This window comes from Streptomyces marispadix (genome assembly GCF_022524345.1).
GTDB classification, from domain to species: domain Bacteria; phylum Actinomycetota; class Actinomycetes; order Streptomycetales; family Streptomycetaceae; genus Streptomyces; species Streptomyces marispadix.
In genome coordinates, this window is sequence record NZ_JAKWJU010000002.1 from 6,482,351 (window position 1) to 6,501,535 (window position 19,185).

Genomic DNA, 19,185 nt, shown 5'->3' on the forward strand with positions numbered 1-19,185 from the left:
TCCCCCTGCCCGCTCTCATTCCCGTCCTCGTGCGTCCGCTCGGCTCCGTACGTTCCCCGGATACCGGTCATGGCCGTTCCCTCCGCAGCCGTACGAGTTCGGCGAGTTCATCGTCGGACAGCTCCGTCAGCGCGGCCTCGCCCGACCCGAGCACCGCGTCCGCGAGCGCCTGCTTGCGGGCGAGCATCGCGGCGATCCGGTCCTCGACCGTTCCCTCGGCGACGAGCCGGTGCACCTGCACGGGCCGGTCCTGGCCGATGCGGTAGGCGCGATCGGTGGCCTGTGCCTCGACGGCCGGGTTCCACCAGCGGTCGTAGTGGACGACATGTGCCGCGCGGGTCAGGTTGAGGCCCGTGCCCGCCGCCTTGAGGGAGAGGAGGAACACCGGCGCCCCGCCGTCCTGGAAGTCACGGACCATCTCCTCCCGCCGGGCGACGGGTGTGCCGCCGTGCAGCAGATGCGACCGTACGCCGCGCCCGTCCAGATGCCGTTCCAGCAGCCGGGCCATCCGCACGTACTGGGTGAAGACCAGTACGCCGCCGGGGTCGTCCTCGGCGAGGATCGCTTCGAGCAGCTCGTCCAGCAGCTCCAGCTTTCCCGAACGGCCCTCCAGCGCGGGGTTGTTCTCCTTCAGGTAGTGGGCGGGGTGGTTGCAGATCTGCTTCAGGGAGGTCAGCAGCTTGACGACGAGGCCGCGGCGGGCGAAGCCGCCGGTGCCGCCGAGTTCGGCGAGGCCCTCGCGTACGGCCGCCTCGTAGAGCCCTGCCTGCTCCGCCGTGAGCGAGACGGCCCTGTCGGTCTCGGTCTTGGGCGGCAGCTCGGGCGCGATGCCCGGGTCGCTCTTGGTCGCTCTTGCGGCGGCGCAGCAGGAACGGGCGCACTAGCCGGGCCAGTCTCTCGGCACCTCCCGGATCGCCGCCCTCGGCGGCCTGTGCGTAGCGTCTGCGGAACGTGCCGAGACGGCCGAGAAGTCCGGGCGTCGCCCAGTCGAGGATCGACCACAGCTCGGTGAGGTCGTTCTCCACCGGGGTGCCGGTGAGGGCGACGCGGGCGCCGCCCGGGATCGTGCGCAGCGCGCGTGCCGTGGCGGAGAAGGGGTTCTTCACATGCTGCGCCTCGTCCGCGACGACCATGCCCCAGCCGGGGCCCGGCGGTGAGGCCAGGCGTTCGGCGTCGAGCCGCATCGTGCCGTATGTCGTCAGCACCAACTCGCCGTCGGCCAGGCCCTCCAGGCTGCGTGCGGGCCCGTGGTAGCGGCGTACGGGTGTGCCGGGCGCGAACCGTTCGGTCTCGCGCTGCCAGTTGCCCAGCAGCGACGCAGGGCAGACGACCAGCGTCGGCCCGTCCGTTCCCTTCTGCTGCTGCCGGTGGAGGTGGAGCGCGATCAGAGTGACGGTCTTGCCGAGCCCCATGTCGTCGGCGAGGCAGGCGCCCAGACCGAGTGACGTCATCGTCACCAGCCAGTCCAGGCCCCGCAGTTGGTAGTCGCGCAGGCTCGCCTGAAGCGCTTCCGGCGGCGGCAGGGGAGGGCGACCGCCGGCACCCGCCTCCGTCAGCCGGGCGCGCAGCGACTCCAGCACGCCGGAGGCGCGCACCTCGACGAGTTCGCCGTCGTGCTCCATGGCGCCGGTGAGGGCGGCGCCGAGAGCGGCGGCCGGTGCGATCCGGCCGCGGCCCTCGTCCCCGCCTTGCCGCCGCTGCCGTGCACGGCGCACCGCGGCGGGGTCGATCAGCACCCACTGGCCGCGCAGCCGCGCCAACGGCCGTCCCGCTTCCGCCAGTCGTTCCAGCTCGGCGCTCGTCAGCTCCGTACCGCCGACGGCGAGACGCCAGTCGAAGCCGAGCAGCGCGTCCGCACCCAGCAGCGACGGGGACGTGTGCCGGTCTGGGCCTTGGGAGCCGCCCCCGGCGGAGCCACCGTGACCGCCTTCCTTCTGTGTGATGACGGCGCGCATGGTGATCTCGCGGGCGAGCCGCGCGGGCCAGTGCACCTGTACGCCTGCCGCCTCGAGCGCCGAGGCCACGGGCTGCGAGAGCAGTTCGGAGATCTCTTCGTCGTCCAGTACGACACGATCGGGTACGGGCGCGGACAGCAGCGGTGTGAGCGCGCCCCACGCCGCGGCGGCACGGCGCAGCGCCAGCAGAACGTCCGTACGCACCCGGGGTCCGAAGTCCGCCGCCGCGGGCGACGCACCGTGCCAGACGTCTGCCGCGTCGGCGACCAGCGAGGCGTCGCCGAGGCTGTGGAGCTGGAGCACCGCCCGGAAGCGCACTTCGCCCAACGGCCCGGTCAGGGCGGGGAGTTCGGCAGACGTGGCGTCGTCGCGGGCATCAGCGGGATCGTCGTCAGGCAGCCCGTCGACCTCGATGCGCAGGGACAGCCCCACACCCGCGTCATGACCGGCGGCGACCCCGGCCGCCCACTCCCGCCGCTCCGGAATGCGCTGGGGCTCCCGCGCGGCGAAGGCGGAGTGCCCCGTGGCCAGGACCGCGGCCGGTGTACGCGGCAGCGCGTCCGCGACGGCGTCGAGGAAGGCACGCAGGCGCTCCTGACCGGAAGGAATCAGCGGGGGAGGCCCGCCTGTCGTCCCGGCGCCCGTCCCCGATCCCGTCCCAGTTCCCGTCAGCGCTACGGCGTGGGCGTAGGGAGGCATCGCCGCTACGAGATCGCGTAGCCGCTCGGCGTCCGGCGGGACGAGCGGCGCGAACCGCCAGGCGTCGTAGCCGTCCGGGCTGACGCCTGGCAGCAGCCGTCCTCGGGCGGCGATCCGCAGGGCGAGCAGCGCGGCCTCGCCCCAGAAGACCGCCGAGGGCGGCCCGGACTCCTGCTCCGCCGCTTCTTGTGCGCTCCCGTTCGTCGGCCGTGCCGCCCGGAGCCGGGTGAGTACGGGAAGCGCATCGGCCAGCGGAACCATCAGGGCCGGAACGTTGTGCACGCCGACGTAGCCGCCCTGCTCCGGGATCGCCACGGCCAGCTCGCCGTGGGTGTCGCCGTCCGGAAGCGGCGGTGATCCGTCCGGGAGCCAGAAGGCCATATGCGAGGTACGGGGCGGGTCGCCGGGGAGCAGCACGGCTTCGCAGCGGGCGAGTTGAGCGATGTCGGAGGGCGTCGTCACGGTACGGGTCGCTGTGCCCACGCGATTCCTCAAATTTGACTAGTCGGTCTGGGGCGGCCGAGGTTACCTCAGGGTCGAGGCGGGCCGGAAACGGCGACGGAACCCCGATGGGCGAAACGGCGTTCTAATGGAGAGAGGCAGGTGGGCTGACCTGCCTGCCCATAAGGAGGAAGCGATGACCAACAGAGGCAAGATCGCCGTCGGCGGTGTGGCCGTGGGACTGCTGCTGTGGTGGCTGACCTCGTTCTGGATCGCCCTCGCGGTGATCGTTGGGGTGCCCGTGGTCGCGTATCTGGCGCTCGACCCCTCACAGCGGCGGAGGCTGCGCCGGGTGAGCCGCAAGGAGCTGGGCCGCTGAGCGGTCGAGTCATCGATCCGGCGGGCCGTCGACACTGCGCCGCCGGAGGAACCCCCGGTGCCGGGGGGTAGCGGCCCATTACCGGCCCGTATTCAGGGGGGTGTGTGCCCAACATGCCCCGGGGTCCATAGAGTTGGGCCATGAGGTGGTTGGCGCTGGAGGCGGGGGACGCCGCGACGTGGGGCAGCACCGTCGTCACGTTCGCCATGGCGTGCTATGCCATCGGGCAGGGCATCAGCCAGCGCCGGGACCTGCGCAGGCAGAACGAACTCCAGGCCGAGGCCTCACAGTTGCAGCGCCGCCAGATCGAGACTGCCGAGCGGCGCACCCTCGTCATGGAGCAGTTGCTGGCACAGCTCACCGCCACGTCGGGGCCGTCGGCGCCCGATCCGAGGGCCGGGGGAGCGTCCCAGCCGTGGGCCCAGCCCGCCGCTTACGGCAGCGGGCCCGCCGCCGCAGCGGGCGCGCCCGCTGGCGGAGGGCAGCCATCCGGCCCGGTCTTCTCCGGGCCGGTCTCGGGCGCGACATTCGCACCCGCAGGAGAGGGCGCCTTTGCACGCTCCGGAGCGGGCACACCCGCGCAGGGACAGTCGGCACCGCCTCCGACGCAGCCTCCGCCCCCGGTATCGCCCGCCGGGGACCCCTTCGAGGAGCCCTTCGAGGACGCTGACGAGGGCGCCGACGAGGAATTCGGCGAGGACCACCGCGAAGAGCCCCGCGAGAAGGTGCCCAGCGCGGCGTCGCCCGACGAGGACAGCGCGGGCGCGCCCCCGGCTCCGGCCCCCGCCGATGCGGCAGAGCCCGCCGACGGCTACCCGGGCGCCGCCCAGCCTCCCGGGCCGCCCGGCGGCTACGGCTGTCCGCCGCCTCCCGCCGCCGACGGCTACCCACAGCCGGCCGGTGACGGCACTCCGCCTCCGCCGAGGCGGCGCCCCGGCCCGTCCCAGCCACAGGCTCCGGCTCCTGTGCCCGGCCCCGCGGCCGCGTCCCCGGCACCCGCCGGCTATGAGACCCCCGCGTCCGGCTATGGCACCCCGGCCCCCGGGTTCGGCACCCCCGCCGCACCGCCGCCGTCCCCGTGGCCGTACCAGCCGCAGGCCCCGGCGCCCGCGCAGCCCCAGTCGCCCTACGCACCGGCGGGCCCCTGGCGCATCGAACGCGCCGGACGGCATGTCTTCGCGCTGCGCAACACCGGTACGACGACGCTCACGGGCGTCCGGGTCGACCGCGGGAACCTCCCCGACTCGGCCCGCGGCGTACCGGAGGACGCGATCGTACGGCCGGGCGAGACGGCCGAGTTCCTGATGGCGGCCGACCGCGGACAGGCCTTGCCGGGCACGGTCCTGGTCTCCTGGCACGGCCGACCCGGCGGCGTACATGTGCCTGTCCCGCAGGGGTGAGTGCCCGCCGCGTAGCAACTCCCGCCGGGCAACTCCCGCCGGGGCGGCGCCCGGTCACTGAACCGCCGGGTCCGAGGCAGGCACTGGACTGCTCGACTCCAGGGACAGAACCGGCGCCAGGGACCCGCCCCAGCGTCACAACCGGCCCCAGGGGCCGAACCGTTCAGGCGGCGGGCCGCAGCGCCATCCCGTCCAACGCCTCCAGCAGACCCGGCAGTTCGGAACCGCGCCCGACCGGCAGCACCTCGCCCGGCTCGTCGTCCAGCAGCAGGAAGGCGATGTCGTCGGTGCGTGCCACCATGCTCCAGCCCGGTCCGTCGGCACGCAGGGTGCGCGCCTCACCCGAGGCGAACGCGGAGCGTACGCGTCCGGGCGGCGGCGGGTCGCTCAGATACGCCCGTACCTCCTCCAGCACCCGCTTCACCGACTCGTTGGGGCTCTCGCCGGCCTCGACGAACTCGACGTCGTCCTCGACCTGTTCGCGCCACACCGCCCACTGGAGCGCGATCTCGTCCGCGCCGAGGCGCCGCTGTGCCGGGCCCCACTGCTCGGTGTCCGGCGGTACGAGCACGGGACGCCCGCCGTCGGCCTCCGGGTCGGGCTCGGGGTCGTGCGGAGCCGGTACGCCGGGAGCCGACACGGCGACGTTCAGCGGCCAGCCCGGCAGGACCGCGGCCACGGAACGCTCGGAGGGCGAGAGGTCGTACTCCATGCCGCAGTCCCACGCGGCGATCGCGCAGGCGACGAGCGTCACGTCGTCGGTGGCCACCGTCCAGCGGGCACCGGAGCCGTCCTGGCCGAGAACCAGCCCGTATCCCTCGGCGTACGGCTCGAGGCCGAGTCTCTCGCACGCCTCGGGGTAGTCGTCACCCAGAACGCTCGGAAACTGGGCGGGAGTCAGCAGTACAGCCGTCAGCACAAACAGCGCGTCATCGTCCTCGGCGGCCACGGCGCCTCCCCTTTCCATGCGTTCCGGGGAACCTTAACTCTAGAGTCAGTTCGTTTACAGAGCAGGGCCGCTGACCAAGGAGACGCGACGTGGGGCGATACGACCGGCTCAGGCACATCCTGCAACTCGACCCGGAAGAGGACTTCCTGGAGATCTACCGGCTGTCGGCGACGTACGAATTCCCCTGGGACTTCACACGTTCGCTGGAACTCGCCCTCTATCGCACCTACGCGGTCCCCAGCATCGGGCGCCTGCTGGCGCACACGGCGGAGCTGACGGACCGTACGCAGAAGCGCTACGACGACACCACGCTGCTGCTGGACGCCGTCGTGGAACACGGATTCGCCTCCGACGAGGGACGCACCGCGATCCGCCGCATCAACCAGATGCACCGCAGCTACGACATCTCCGACGACGACATGCGCTATGTGCTGTGCACGTTCGTCGTGATGCCGAAGCGCTGGCTCGACAAGTACGGCTGGCGCCGCCTGTCGCCCGTCGAGGAGCACGCCTCGGCCGTCTACTACCGCACTCTCGGACGGCACATGGGCATCACCGAAATCCCCGGCGACTTCGGCGGGTTCGAGAAGTTCCTCGACGACTACGAGGCCGCGAACTTCGCCTGGGACCCCGACTCCCGCCGCGTCTCGGACTCGACGCTGGCACTGATGGCCTCGTGGTATCCGTCGCTGCTCGCACCGGCCGTGCGCGGCGCGAGCAAGGCCCTGCTGGACGACTCGCTGCTCCAGGCCTTCCGTTACGATCCGCCGCGTCCCGGCGTACGCACGCTGGTGCAGGGCGCGCTGAAGGCGCGGGCACGTGCCGTACGTCTGATGCCGCCGCGCCGCAAGCCGCACTACGCGCGCCAGAACCCGGAGATCAAGGGCTACCCGGGCTATCCCACGGGCTACTCGCTCGCCGACCTGGGCACGTTTCCCGGACAGTCGGAACGCGGCCTCGGCGGGTGCCCCGTGCCGCACGGCAAGGCGTAGGGCCGAGGCGGCTGTTCGGCGGCCCGGACGGTGACCGGCCGCGTGGCGTCCCGCCGGGCCGTGCCACCGCCTCGTCACCCCGTACGGGTCGCCAGCGCCAGATAGCGGTCCTCACCGTCGTCCAGCGACGTCAGCCGCCAGCCCGAACCGGCAAGCAGGGCACGGAGGTTGGGCTCGGCCCTTATGTCGTCGGGAGTGAGGACGCGGCCCTGGCGCTCGGCGAGAGCGGCACGGCCCACCGGGTGGAAGAGGGCGAGCGTGCCGCCGGGCCTTACGACGCGGGCCAGTTCACGCAGACCGGTACCGGGCCCCGCCAGATGGGAGACCAGTCCGGCCGCGAATACGGCGTCGAGTGCGGCGTCGCGCAGCGGAAGCCGGCAGGCGTCCGCGAGCAGCATGCGCCCGTCGGCGAGCCGCCCGGCGCGCACTGCCTCGGCGAGCATCTCCGGGGTGAGGTCGACGCCGAGCACGGTGCCGTCTCGTCCGACGGCGGCGCGGAGCGGAGCCAGCGCCCTCCCGGTCCCGCAGCCCGCGTCGAGCACGAAGTCGCCCTTGCTCAGGCCCAGTTCGCCGACCGCCGCCTCGTAGGCGGGACCGTCGTCGGGGAAGCGCGCGTCCCAGCGGGCCGCACGCGCGGCGAAGAACTCCCTTACGCGGGCGGCCTCGTCACTCGTCTCGTGTGGCTCGTGCGACTCATGGGGCATGGGTTCATGATGGCCGACGAGGCGGGGCGGACCGCCGGGCGGTGGTTCGCCGGCGGTGCCGCCTTCGTCTCCGGGCCGCCGTCAGTCCGCCACGCGGGCCATCGCCACCACCTTCTCGATGCGTACCCGTACGAGCAGTTCACCGGGTACGGCGTTGCGGGCGCCGAACTGTTCCGCCGCGCCCTCGCCCATGTAGCGGGCCCCGATGCGCGTGGCCCAGTGCAGCATCGTGTCGATGTCGGCGCTCAGTTCGGCGTGGCCGCGGATCACCACGAAGGCGTAGGGAGGCCGCTCGTCGTCCACGCAGAACGAGACGCGGCCGTCGCGGGCGAGATTGCGCCCCTTGACCGTGCCCTCACCTGTGGTGAAGATCAGGTCGTCGCCGTCGACCACGAACCACACGGGGGCGACGTGAGGGCTTCCGTCGGCACGGACCGTTGAGAGCTTTCCCGTACGGGTGCCCTCGGTGATGAAGCCGCGCCACTCGTCTTCCGTCATCTTCTCAGCCATGCCTACATACTGCGCGCGGCGTACACGGTTCGTGGCGCTGAGTGCGGCACGTGAGCGTGTGGTTGCTCCCCGCGTTGTGGTGGGTAAGGGTGGCACGGCAGCAGCTAAGGAGAAGGGGGAACGCCGCGATGGCGCTGAACACAGGGCTCGACTGGCTGCTCGATGACCTGACGGAACGCATTTCGTCCGTACGGCACGCGATGGTGCTGTCGACCGACGGTCTGGTCACCGCGAACAGTCAGACCCTGGAGAAGACGGACGCCGAGCATCTCGCCGCGGTCGCATCCGGTCTCCAGTCCCTGGCGAAGGGGTCGGGGACGCAGTTCGGTTCGGGACGGGTACGGCAGACGATGATCGAGTTCGATGAGGGGTTGCTCTTCGTGACCTCCGCGGGTGAGGGAAGCTGCCTTTGCGTGCTGACCGGGCCGGACACCGACGTGGGCGCCGTGGCGTATGAGATGACGCTTCTGGTGAACCGTGTCGGTGAGCATCTCGGGCTGGCGGCGCGGAACGGGACGTAGCGGCGCGGAAGCGGTGTGCGCGGGCGGGCGGTTCCGGCGGAGGCGGGCATGCCCGCTCGTCGCGCGTCTTGCCGGTCTGCCGGACACCGGCCCGGGCGTGGGCGGCCTCTGACCGGGCCGGGCCGAAGTCCGTACCCGAGTCGCTGCCGGAGTCCGTACCGGGGTCGCTACGAGGGTCCGTACGAGTTCTGCGGGCGGATCGCGGACGCACTCGACCGGCGTGGTCCGCTCCCGTATCGGGCCGTGGGCAGAGTTATCCACAGGCCGAGCGGGATTCGACGGCGGGCGTCTAACGTCGTCACTGTCGGTAGCTGAGAGGCAGCTTGAGACATGTACGACGGGGGACACCATGACGGACGACGTCGCGATGAGCACGGCCGCGAGGGAGTTGGGCCTGACGCCCGGTGCGATGGCACTCGCCGCGCAACTGGGCGAGGTGAGCACCGTGCCGGGACAAGTGCGCCGGGGGCGGGCCGGCCCGGCGACGCCCGCGGGCGCGAGCACGGTCACGGGTGCGGATACGGGTGCGGACAAGGCGCAGTCGGCGGGCTCCGCGGGCTCGGCGCCTGCGGGAGGGCGTGCGGTGCGCAGGGTGCCGCGTGCCGAACTGTTGCGGCTGCGGGCCCAGGCGGACTTCCCGGAGGGGCTGCGCGAAAGGCTGCGGGTGGTCGACGGCGGCCACGGAGCCCGGTTGCTCGGCATCTCCGCGTCGCGGTTCGCCCGCCTCGCCCGCGCGGGCTGTTTCAGCCCGGTGCGTTTCTACGTCAACCGCTATCGCACGGTGGTGTGGCTGTACCTCGCCGCGGAGCTGCTCGCCTTCGCCGCGAACCGTCCGGAGATGCTCTCCGGCAGGCTGCCGCGAGGGCTGCGATCACTGCTGGCGGAGGGCATGGACCTGCGGGCCAGGCACTGGCGGGGGCGCCGCGTAGGGCAGTTGTGCCGTCAGGCCGAGGGCCCGTGGGAAGCGGCAGCCGCACGGGCCGCGGTGCTCGGTGAGGACGCGTTGACCCAGGCGGTCCCCGATCCGGGCGAACGGGCCCGACTGCGCGCTCTGAAGCCCGAGTTGACGCCGCTGACGGGAAGGCCGGCCCCGGTCCGCGAGGTGGCGGAGGAGCTGTGCACGGCGGCCACGGAGGACGAGATCTTCTGGCAACGGCTCATGCTCGCGGCCGACTTGGAGTACGCACGGGTGTCCCGGCGGGCTTCCCCGGACCGGGCCGAGGCAGCCTCCGAACCATGCGAGGGCCCGCCGCTCGGCGGTCGCCGGACGGGGGTTCGCCTGTTGGGCCGCCCGTTGCCCGGCGACCCGCGGACAGGGAGCGCACACGCCCCATGGCTCCCCGGCACCGGACCGGGGCGCCACATGGCGGGGGCGGCGTATGCCGGAGCGACGGGCCGAGGGCGGGACCGAGCGCGGGCCCTTCAGGAGCGCACCCGTGTGCTCACGGGGCTGCGTGCCTCAAGGCACCGTCCCCCGGCCGACGTTGGGCCACCGGCGCCCGGCCGGAGAGCCTGAGCACGGCCGAACGAGGGGCGGCCGACCGCCAGGCGGGGGAGAGCGGTTCAGCCGCCCAGCTTTCTGAACAGGCCCTCCTGCATGACCGAGACGATCAACTGGCCGTCGCGGTCGAAGATCTGGCCACGTGCCAGCCCGCGCCCGCCCGTCGCGATGGGTGACTCCTGCTGGTACAGGAACCATTCGTCGGCGCGGAACGGCCGGTGGAACCACATGGCGTGATCGAGGGAGGCCATGTCGAAGCCCCGTGGGCCCCACAGCGGTTCGACGGGGATGCGTACGGCGTCGAGGAGCGTCATGTCGCTGGCGTAGGTGAGCGCGCAGGTGTGCACGAGCGGGTCGTCGCCGAGGGAGCCGATGGCTCGCATCCACACCCCGCTGCGGGCCTCCATGTCCCGCAGCTCGCCCGAGTCCCAGCGCAGCCGCTCCACGTAGCGGATGTCGAACGCCATGCGGCGCTCCATGCGCTCGATCGATTCGGGGAGTTCGCCGAGGCGGTCGCGGATCTCGTCGGCCAGTCTCGGAAGGCTCTCCGGGTCCGGCACATCGGGCATCGGGACCTGATGGTCGATGCCGGTCTCCGGCTGATGGAAGGAGGCGGTGAGGTTGAAGATGGTGCGGCCCTGCTGTACTGCCACGACGCGCCGGGTGGTGAAGGAGCGCCCGTCCCGCACCCGTTCGACCTGGTACACGATGGGCACGCCGGGCATGCCCGGACGCAGGAAGTACGCGTGCAGGGAGTGGACGGGGCGCTCGCCGTCGGTGGTGCGTCCCGCCGCGACGAGAGCCTGCCCGGCCACCTGCCCGCCGAAGACGCGCTGGAGGTTCTCCTGCGGGCTCCGGCCGCGGAAGATGTCGATCTCGATCCGTTCCAGGTCGAGAAGCGCGGCTAGCTGCTCGGCGGGGCTGTTCATGGTGCGTGCTCCTGTTCCGTGTGCGGCGGGCCCTTCGGACGGCTCTGGGGGAGGGCCCTCACCCGCTGCGGACCGCTCCCGTGCCACGAACCCTGCTCGTACCACGGGCAGTTCTCATGACGCGTACGGTGCCGACGCGGCAAGCCGTGCCCGTGCCGGGGGCCGTGGCGGTGCCGGGGGCCGTGCTCGCGTTGCCGGGCGTTCACAGCCGGCCCACGTCGGTCACCTTGATGACCGCGCGGCCCTCCTCGTCGGACGCGGTCAGATCGACCTCGGCGGAGATGCCCCAGTCGTGGTCGCCCTCGGGGTCGGCGAAGGTCTGCCGCACCCGCCACAGCGCCTCCTCGGGGACCTCCTCGATACGCAGCAGGCCCGGCCCACGGGCGTCGGGGCCGGTGCCCATGTCGTCGTACTCGTCCCAGTAGCCGTCCAGCGCCTCGCCCCAGGCGTCCTCGTCCCAGCCGGAGTCGGCGTCGAGTTCGCCGAGTTCCCCGGCCTTGTCCAGGGCGGCGAGTTCGACGCGGCGGAACATGGCGTTGCGCACCAGGACGCGGAAGGCACGGGCGTTCGCCGTGACGGGCCTGACGTGGTCGGCGCGTTCCTGCGCCTCGTCGGCGCTCTCCGCCGGGGGAACGTCCGTGTCGGGGTTGGCCAGTTGCTCCCACTCGTCCAGCAGGCTGGAGTCGACCTGGCGGACCATCTCCCCGAGCCATTCGACGATGTCCTGGAAGTCCTCGGACTTCTTCTCGTCGGGGACGGTGTGCTCAAGCGCCTTGTACGCGCTCGCGAGGTAGCGCAGCACGATGCCCTCGGTGCGGGCGAGTTCGTAGAAGGAGACGAACTCGGCGAACGTCATGGCCCGTTCGTACATGTCGCGGACGACCGACTTGGGCGAGAGCGGATGGTCGCCCACCCACGGGTGGGACTTGCGGTAGAGGCCGTATGCGTGGAAGAGCAGCTCTTCGAGCGGCTGAGGATGGCTGATGTCCATCAGCCGTTCCATCCGCTCCTCGTACTCGATGCCGTCGGCCTTCATCTGCGCCACGGCCTCGCCCTTGGCCTTGTTGGTCTGTGCGGCCAGGATCTGCCGGGGGTCGTCGAGGGTCGACTCGACCACGGAGACCATGTCCAGGGCGTAGGAGGGGGATTCGGGGTCGAGCAGTTCGAACGCCGCCAGCGCGAAGGTGGACAGGGGCTGGTTGAGCGCGAAGTCGTGCTGGAGGTCGACGGTGAGCCGCACCGTGCGGCCCTGGGCGTCGGGCTCGTCGAGCCGTTCCACGACACCGCCGTCGAGCAGCGAACGGTAGATCGCGATCGCCCTGCGGATGTGCCGCAGTTGCGAGCGGCGGTCCTCGTGATTGTCCTCCAGCAGTTTCCGCATCTGCGCGAAGGCGTCGCCGGGCCGGGCGATGACCGACAGCAGCATCGCGTGGGTCACCCGGAAGCGGGACGTCAGCGGCTCCGGGTCGGAGGCGATCAGCTTCTCGAAGGTCTGCTGCCCCCAGTTGACGAACCCTTCGGGCGCCTTCTTCCGTACGACCTTCCGCCGTTTCTTCGGGTCGTCACCGGCCTTCGCGAGGGCCTTCTCGTTCTCCACGACGTGCTCGGGCGCCTGAGCGACGACGAAGCCGGAGGTGTCGAATCCGGCACGCCCGGCCCGCCCTGCGATCTGGTGGAACTCCCGTGCGCGCAGCGTACGGACGCGGGTGCCGTCGTACTTGGTGAGCGCGGTGAACAGCACGGTGCGGATGGGGACGTTGACGCCGACGCCGAGGGTGTCGGTGCCGCAGATGACCTTCAGCAGGCCCGCCTGCGCGAGACGTTCCACGAGCCTGCGGTACTTCGGCAGCATGCCGGCGTGGTGGACGCCGACGCCGTGCCGCACATAGCGGGAGAGGTTGCGTCCGAAGCGGGTGGTGAAGCGGAAGTTGCCGATGATCTTGGCGATCTCGTCCTTCTCCGCGCGGGTGCACATGTTGATGCTCATCAGCGCCTGCGCCCGCTCCACGGCCTGCGCCTGGGTGAAGTGCACGATGTACACCGGCGCTTGACGGGTCTCCAGAAGCTCCGTGACCGTCTCGGTGAGAGATGTCGTGCGGTACTCGTACGACAGGGGCACGGGTCGGGTCGCCGACCGCACCACCGCCGTCTCACGGCCCGTGCGGCGCGTCAGGTCCTCCTCGAAGCGTGTGACGTCTCCGAGCGTCGCCGACATCAGGACGAACTGGGCCTGGGGGAGTTCCAGCAGCGGAATCTGCCACGCCCAGCCCCGGTCCGGCTCGGCGTAGAAGTGGAACTCGTCCATCACGACCTGCCCCACGTCGGCCTGGGGGCCGTCCCGCAGGGCGATCGAGGCGAGCACCTCGGCCGTGCAGCAGATCACGGGGGCGTCGGCGTTGACGGAGGCGTCGCCGGTGAGCATGCCGACGTTCTCCGTGCCGAAGATCTTGCACAGGTCGAAGAACTTCTCGGAGACGAGCGCCTTGATGGGAGCGGTGTAGAAGGTGACCTCGTCACGGGCGAGGGCCGCGAAGTGGGCGCCCGCCGCCACCAGGCTCTTACCGGAGCCGGTGGGGGTGGAGAGGATCACGTTGGCACCGGAGACCACCTCGATCAGCGCCTCCTCCTGAGCGGGGTAGAGCGAAATGCCCCTTTCCTCCGCCCAGCCGGAGAAGGTCTCGTAAAGGGCGTCGGGGTCGGCGTCGCTCGGCATCTGATCGATAAGGCTGGCTGTCACGCACCCCATACTGCCTCCCTCGCACTCGCTATCGGGAACCGGTGCCCGTCCCGTGATCATCTGTCGATACGCTGTCTCGCCGAAAAGGCGTCAGCAGTCGAGGCGATCCGGCCGCGCACGGCGGTCAGTTGGAGCCGCGGCCGTCTGCGGGCGGCGCCATCGCGAGCAGTCACAGGGGTGGGGGACGGACATGATGGGACCGGCGCATTCGCTGTCGGGGGCGGCGGCGTGGCTCGGGGCGGGCGCTGCCGCGTCCGCACTGGATCATCCGATGCCCTGGCCCGTGCTGCTTGCGGGCGCCCTGATCTGCTCGGGGGCGGCGCTCGCCCCGGACCTCGACCACAAGTCGGCCACCATCTCCCGTGCGTTCGGGCCGCTCTCCCGGGCGCTGTGCGGAGTGATCGACAAGCTCTCCGAGGCCGTCTACAACGCCACTCGCGGGCAGGGCGAGCGGCGCCGCTCCGGCGGGCACCGCACCCTCACCCACACCTGGCCATGGGCGCTGTTCCTCGGTGCGGGGTTCTCGGCGGCTGCGGTCTTCGGCGGGCGCTGGGCGGTGCTGGTGATCCTCTTCATCCACATGGTGCTGGCCGTCGAAGGGCTGCTGTGGCGTGCGGCCAGGGTCTCCAGCGACATACTGGTGTGGCTGCTGGGAGCGACGAGCGCCTGGAGCCTCGCGGGAGTACTGGACCAGCCGGGCAACGGTTCGGACTGGCTGTTCTCCGGCCCGGGACAGGAGTATCTGTGGCTGGGCCTGCCGATAGTGCTGGGTGCGCTGGTACACAACATCGGCGATGCCATCACCGTCTCCGGCTGCCCGATCCTCTGGCCCGTGAAGATAAGCGGCAAGCGCTGGTATCCGCTGGGCACACCGGAGTTCATGCGTTTCCGCGCCGGGGCCTGGGTCGAGACGAGGCTGCTGATGCCTCTGTTCATGGTGCTCGGCGGCGCGGGCGGGCTCTTCGCCCTCGGCGTCATCGGCTGACGGGCGCCCGCGGTCCGTCCGCGGGGCCGGACGCGGGCCGTCGAGGCGTTCCCGGCGCCAAGGCGTCCTCAGCCGTGCCAGGAACGCCAGAGCGCCGCGTATGCGCCGTCGGCCTCGACAAGGGCGTCGTGGCTGCCGAGTTCGCTGATCCGGCCGTCCTCCACGACGGCGATCACATCCGCGTCGTGTGCGGTGTGCAGCCGGTGCGCGATGGCGACGACCGTGCGTCCCTGAAGCACCTGCGCCAGCGAACGCTCCAAGTGCCTTGCCGCTCGCGGGTCCAGCAGCGACGTGGCCTCGTCCAGCACCAGCGTGTGAGGGTCGGCCAGCACGAGCCGCGCCAGCGCGATCTGCTGTGCGTGTGCCGGGGCGACGGAGATCCCGCCGGAGCCGACCTCGCTGTCGAGGCCGTCCGGCAGCGAACGCGCCCAGTCGTCGGCGTCGACGGCCCGCAGGGCCTCCCACAGTTCGGTGTCGCTCGCGTCCGTGCGGGCCAGCAGCAGATTGTCGCGGAGCGAACCCACGAAGACATGGTGCTCCTGGTTGACGAGCGCGACGTGACGCCGCACACGCTCGGCGGGCATCCGCGACAACTCGGCACCGCCGAGGGCGACATCGCCGGTCCGCGGGCCGTAGATGCCCGCCAGCAGCCGCCCCAGGGTGGACTTGCCCGCGCCAGAGGGGCCGACGAGCGCCACCCGCGTGCCGGGCGGCACGCGCATCGTCACTCCGTGCAGTACGTCGGAGCCGGTGCGGTAGCCGAACCGCACGTCGTTCGCGCGCAGTTCGCGTCCCTGCGGCGTCAGCATCTCGTCGCCGGAGTCGGGCTCGATCTCCCGTACGCCCACCAGCCGTCCCAACGAGACCTCGGCGACCTGGAGTTCGTCGTACCAGCGCAGGATCAGCCCGACAGGCTCGAAGAGCATCTGCACCAGCAGCGCCCCCGTGGTGAGCTGGCCGACGCCGATCCAGCCCCACAGCACGAAGGTGCCGCCGAGCATCAGCACACCGGCCACGAGGAGCAGATTGGTGACGTTGACGACGGGAAACAGGACGGAACGCAGCCACAGCGTGTAGCGCTCCCACGCCGTCCACTGGGAGATCCTCCGCTCGGACAGCGCGATCCGGCGTGCTCCGAGCCGGTGGGCCTCCACGGTGCGGCCCGCGTCGACGGTCTCGGCCAGGGCACCGGCGACGGCGGCGTATCCGGCGGCCTCCGAACGGTATGCGCTCGGAGCACGCCGGTAGTACCAGCGGCATCCGACCAGCAGCACGGGCAGCGCGACGAGCACCGCCAGCGCCAGCGGAGGCGCGGTGACCGTGAGCCCGCCGAGCAGCAGCGCCGTCCATACGACGCCCACGGAGAGCTGCGGCACGGCCTCCCGCATCGCATTGGCCAGCCGGTCGATGTCCGTGGTGATCCGCGACAGCAGATCGCCCGTCCCCGCCCGCTCCAGCACCCCGGGCGGCAGGGCCACCGACCGTACGAGGAAGTCCTCACGCAGATCCGCGAGCATCCGCTCGCCGAGCATCGCCCCGCGCAGCCGCACCTCCCGTACGAAGACGCTCTGCACGGCCAGCGCCAGCACGAAGAAGCCGACGATCCGGCCGAGTCGGAGGTCCCTGCTGCCGGAGGTGAGGTCCTCGACGAGGCCGCCGAGCAGATACGGGCCGGCCATGGAGGCCACGACCGCGATCGCGTTGACGAGGACGAGCGTGGCGAAGGCACGTCTGTGCCGCCGCAGCAGCTCGCGTACATAGCCGCGGACGGTGGCCGGTCCGCCGACGGGGAGGGTGGTGGCGTTCTCCGAGGCGGCCGGGTCGTAGTGGGGCGGCGCGACGCCGAAGACGACGTCGTCGGCCGAGGCACCTGCCGGGGTGCCGGCGGAGGCGTCGGCCGGGGCGCTGGCGGCGTCGGCGGAAGCGTCCGCCGACGTGCCGGTGGGAGCGGTCATGCGCGCTCGGCTCCTTCCGCGGGTGCGAACCCTTCGGCTGCTGCGGCCCGTTCGGTGTGTGCGGCCCGTTCGGTGTGTGCGGTCCGTTCGGCTCGCTTCGCCCTCTCAGGCTGCTCGGGTCCGTCGGACTGGGAGAGCCCGTCGGTCTGCGGGATCTTCGTGCGTCCGCCGAGCACGTGCGACGCCCCGGGAGTGGCCGCGCCGGAAGGGGAACCGGCGGGCTCGCGCTCGCGTTCGCCACCGGTTGCTCGCTCGCCCCCTGCCGCGACGCCGCCCGCGTGCTCGTCCTCGCGGTCCTCGCGTCCGGCCTCGCCCGCGGAGGTTTCCGCCGACGGGGTGTCCTGCTCGGGCTCACGCGTGACCACGGCGCGGTATGCGGAGTTGGTGTGCAGCAGCTCCCGGTGTGTGCCCGCGGCCAGCACCTCAGAGCCGCGTACCAGTGCGACCCGGTCCGCCTGGTCCAGCATCAGCGGACTGGAGGTGAAGACCACCGTCGTACGGTCGGTACGCACCTCCCGCAGGGACCGGGCGATACGGGCCTCGGTGTGTGCGTCCACCGCCGACGTCGGCTCGTCCAGCACCAGCACCTGCGGGTCGGTGACCAACGAGCGTGCCAGCGCCAGCCGTTGGCGCTGCCCGCCCGAGAGGGACCGTCCGCGTTCGGTGACCGAGGCGTCGAGGGGGTCGCCGCCGGACTCGGGGGTCCCCTGGGTGAGCGCGCCCAGCACGTCGCCGCACTGTGCGGCCTCCAGCGCCATGCGCTCGGAGACCGCGCCGGATCTGGGCACGTCGAGCAGTTCCCGCAGCGTGCCCGAGAGCAGCACCGGGTCCTTGTCCTGTACGAGAACCACCGCACGGGCGCTCGCGAGCGGCACCTCGTCGAGGGGCACGCCGTCGAGGAGGACGGATGCGGAGCCGTCGCGTTCCGGGGCGTGACCGCCGAGCCTGTCGGCGAGCCTGCCCGCGGCCTCCGGGTCCCCGCACACCACGGCCGTCAACTGCCCGGCGGTGGCGAGCAGTCCGGTGACGGGGTCGTAGAGGTCGCCGCCGAGGGCGCCGCCGGTCTCCGGCTCGGCCCCTGCCCGGGTACTGGCACCCGCGGCACCGGACGGCCCGGGGCGAAAGTGCTCCGCGGCTGCGGCCTCGCGCCGTCCCGCGTCGTCGGCTCCCGCCTCCCCGGGGCCGGTTCCTCCGCCGCGGCGCAGCCCCAGCACCCGTACCGCCCGCTGCGCGGACGGCCGCGAGAACGAGTACGCCATGGCGAATTCCTGGAACATCCGCAGCGGGAAGAGCAGAAAGGTCACCGCCCCGTAGACCGTGACGAGTTCGCCCACGCCGATGCGCCCGTCGAGCGCGAGCCGCGCACCGTGCCAGACGACCGCCACCAGCAGCAGTCCCGGCAGCGCGATCTGCACCGCCTCGATCAGCGCCCACATACGGGCCGTACGCACCGCCGCGCGGCGGACCTCCTGCGAGGCCCGCCGATACCGCGTCAGGAACAGCTCCTCGCCGCCGATCCCGCGCAGCACACGCAGCCCGGCGACCGTGTCGGCGGCCAACTCCGTGGCGCGTCCCGCCTTTTCACGCTGGAGGTCGGCTCGTCGCGTAGCGCGCGGCAGCAGCGGAAGCACGGTGACCGCCAGCACCAGCATCCCGGCGGAGACCAGCACCCCGAGCTGCGGCTCGTAGAAGACGAGTCCTGCGCACACGCCGACGGTGGCCAGCAGAGCCGCGCTGAAGCGGGACGCGGACTCCACACACCAGCCGATCTTCTCGATGTCGCCCGTGGAGACGGCGACGACCTCGCCCGCGGCCACCCGCTGGGTGAGCGTCGCGCCGAGCGCGGCCGTTCTCCGGGCGAGCAGTTGCTGGACCCGGGCGGCGGCGGTGATCCAGTTGGTGATCGCCGTGCGGTGGAGCATCGTGTCGCCTGCCGTCACCGTGACCGTGATGACGGCGAGCATGGCTCCGGCCTCGGCCAGGCCACGGCCGGAACCGGCCACGACGGCGTCCAGGGCGAGCCCCACGACCGCCGGTACGAGCGCCACGGATCCCATGTGAAGCGCGCCCCAGCCCAGCGACTTGGCCTGCCCGCCCAGTTGCATGCGGAAGAGCCACAGCAAGAAGCGCGGCCCTGACCGTACGTCCGGGACGCCGGGATCGGGATACGGAAGATCGCGAATCTGCATGTCGTCCCAGAGCGGTCGGTACGAGTGGTGACCCGGTGCGGTGGCGGCGTGCAGGGGTGTGGCCGCTCCGCAAGACTCGCCGTGCCGGTGCCGGCACGCAACGGGTTTTCCCGCCGGTGCCGCCGTACGGCCGAACACCCGCGGGCCGTCCGCGACCTGCGCCCGCGTACCTGCGCAAGCGGGCGGTTTCGGTCCCTGGCGTGCATTCGCAGCCAACATCGAGCCCGGTGGTCTCCGGGCCGCCACCGGCGGGAATGGGAGCATGGTGAACATGCACAGAACTGGAACGGCGGCGCCGCAGGCCAGGAAGAAGCAGGTATGGAAGAGGCAGGCACATCC

General features: G+C 72.0%; 13 protein-coding genes and 1 pseudogene. 6 read left to right on the forward strand and 8 right to left on the reverse strand.

The features are described 5' to 3' along the window. Nucleotides 1-67 precede the first annotated feature (67 nt). A pseudogene (locus MMA15_RS26975) lies at nucleotides 68-3,071 on the reverse strand (SCO1167/SCO6262 family helicase). Between the two features lie 220 nt (nucleotides 3,072-3,291). Here MMA15_RS26975 and MMA15_RS26980 point away from each other — a divergent pair. Together MMA15_RS26980 and MMA15_RS26985 are read left to right on the forward strand one after the other, a co-directional pair. Continuing rightward, complete coding sequence (locus MMA15_RS26980) at nucleotides 3,292-3,474, forward strand: tail-anchor membrane protein (protein WP_241062770.1); 183 nt, start codon at nucleotides 3,292-3,294, stop codon at nucleotides 3,472-3,474. Nucleotides 3,475-3,614: 140 nt separating this feature from the next. Beyond that, entirely contained in the window at nucleotides 3,615-4,874 is a 1,260-nt protein-coding gene (locus MMA15_RS26985) for a hypothetical protein (protein ID WP_241062771.1), read from the forward strand. A 163-nt stretch (nucleotides 4,875-5,037) separates the two neighbouring features. Here the strand turns inward: MMA15_RS26985 and MMA15_RS26990 are convergent, their stop codons facing one another. Then, nucleotides 5,038-5,841 (reverse strand): hypothetical protein, encoded by an 804-nt coding sequence (locus tag MMA15_RS26990; RefSeq protein WP_241062772.1) that lies wholly within the window; start codon nucleotides 5,839-5,841, stop codon nucleotides 5,038-5,040. 71 nt (nucleotides 5,842-5,912) lie between these two features. Between MMA15_RS26990 and MMA15_RS26995 the strand changes: the two genes are divergently transcribed. Next, the gene (locus MMA15_RS26995) at nucleotides 5,913-6,815 is read left to right on the forward strand and encodes an oxygenase MpaB family protein (protein WP_241062773.1); all 903 of its coding nucleotides are present in this window, start codon (nucleotides 5,913-5,915) and stop codon (nucleotides 6,813-6,815) included. A gap of 74 nt (nucleotides 6,816-6,889) precedes the next feature. Here MMA15_RS26995 and MMA15_RS27000 read toward each other — a convergent pair whose 3' ends face one another. Together MMA15_RS27000 and MMA15_RS27005 are read right to left on the reverse strand one after the other, a co-directional pair. Further along, the gene (locus MMA15_RS27000; RefSeq protein WP_241062774.1) at nucleotides 6,890-7,519 is read right to left on the reverse strand and encodes a class I SAM-dependent methyltransferase; all 630 of its coding nucleotides are present in this window, start codon (nucleotides 7,517-7,519) and stop codon (nucleotides 6,890-6,892) included. A gap of 81 nt (nucleotides 7,520-7,600) precedes the next feature. Next, nucleotides 7,601-8,029 (reverse strand): PPOX class F420-dependent oxidoreductase, encoded by a 429-nt coding sequence (locus MMA15_RS27005; RefSeq protein WP_241062775.1) that lies wholly within the window; start codon nucleotides 8,027-8,029, stop codon nucleotides 7,601-7,603. A gap of 128 nt (nucleotides 8,030-8,157) precedes the next feature. Between MMA15_RS27005 and MMA15_RS27010 the strand changes: the two genes are divergently transcribed. Both MMA15_RS27010 and MMA15_RS27015 read left to right on the forward strand, forming a co-directional pair. Next, the gene (locus tag MMA15_RS27010) at nucleotides 8,158-8,550 is read left to right on the forward strand and encodes a roadblock/LC7 domain-containing protein (protein ID WP_241062776.1); all 393 of its coding nucleotides are present in this window, start codon (nucleotides 8,158-8,160) and stop codon (nucleotides 8,548-8,550) included. 349 nt (nucleotides 8,551-8,899) lie between these two features. Beyond that, a complete protein-coding gene (locus MMA15_RS27015) occupies nucleotides 8,900-10,066 on the forward strand; it encodes a DUF6397 family protein (protein WP_241062777.1) in 1,167 nt (388 codons plus the stop codon). A gap of 47 nt (nucleotides 10,067-10,113) precedes the next feature. Here the strand turns inward: MMA15_RS27015 and MMA15_RS27020 are convergent, their stop codons facing one another. Beyond that, complete coding sequence (locus MMA15_RS27020) at nucleotides 10,114-10,980, reverse strand: acyl-CoA thioesterase (RefSeq protein ID WP_241062778.1); 867 nt, start codon at nucleotides 10,978-10,980, stop codon at nucleotides 10,114-10,116. Between the two features lie 202 nt (nucleotides 10,981-11,182). Beyond that, nucleotides 11,183-13,726: a DEAD/DEAH box helicase gene (locus MMA15_RS27025; RefSeq protein WP_241062779.1), complete on the reverse strand. Its 2,544-nt coding sequence runs from the start codon at nucleotides 13,724-13,726 to the stop codon at nucleotides 11,183-11,185. 181 nt (nucleotides 13,727-13,907) lie between these two features. On the opposite strand from MMA15_RS27025, the gene MMA15_RS27030 reads away from it, so the two are divergent. Then, nucleotides 13,908-14,702, forward strand: a complete 795-nt coding sequence (locus tag MMA15_RS27030; RefSeq protein ID WP_241062780.1) for a metal-dependent hydrolase — start codon at nucleotides 13,908-13,910, stop codon at nucleotides 14,700-14,702. A gap of 68 nt (nucleotides 14,703-14,770) precedes the next feature. Here MMA15_RS27030 and MMA15_RS27035 read toward each other — a convergent pair whose 3' ends face one another. Then, on the reverse strand, nucleotides 14,771-16,657 hold the full coding sequence (locus tag MMA15_RS27035) for an ABC transporter ATP-binding protein (RefSeq protein WP_241062781.1): 1,887 nt from the start codon (nucleotides 16,655-16,657) through the stop codon (nucleotides 14,771-14,773). Beyond that, the gene (locus MMA15_RS27040) at nucleotides 16,654-18,846 is read right to left on the reverse strand and encodes an ABC transporter transmembrane domain-containing protein (RefSeq protein WP_241062782.1); all 2,193 of its coding nucleotides are present in this window, start codon (nucleotides 18,844-18,846) and stop codon (nucleotides 16,654-16,656) included. The genes MMA15_RS27035 and MMA15_RS27040 overlap by 4 nt, the downstream gene beginning before the upstream one ends. Nucleotides 18,847-19,185 lie beyond the last annotated feature (339 nt).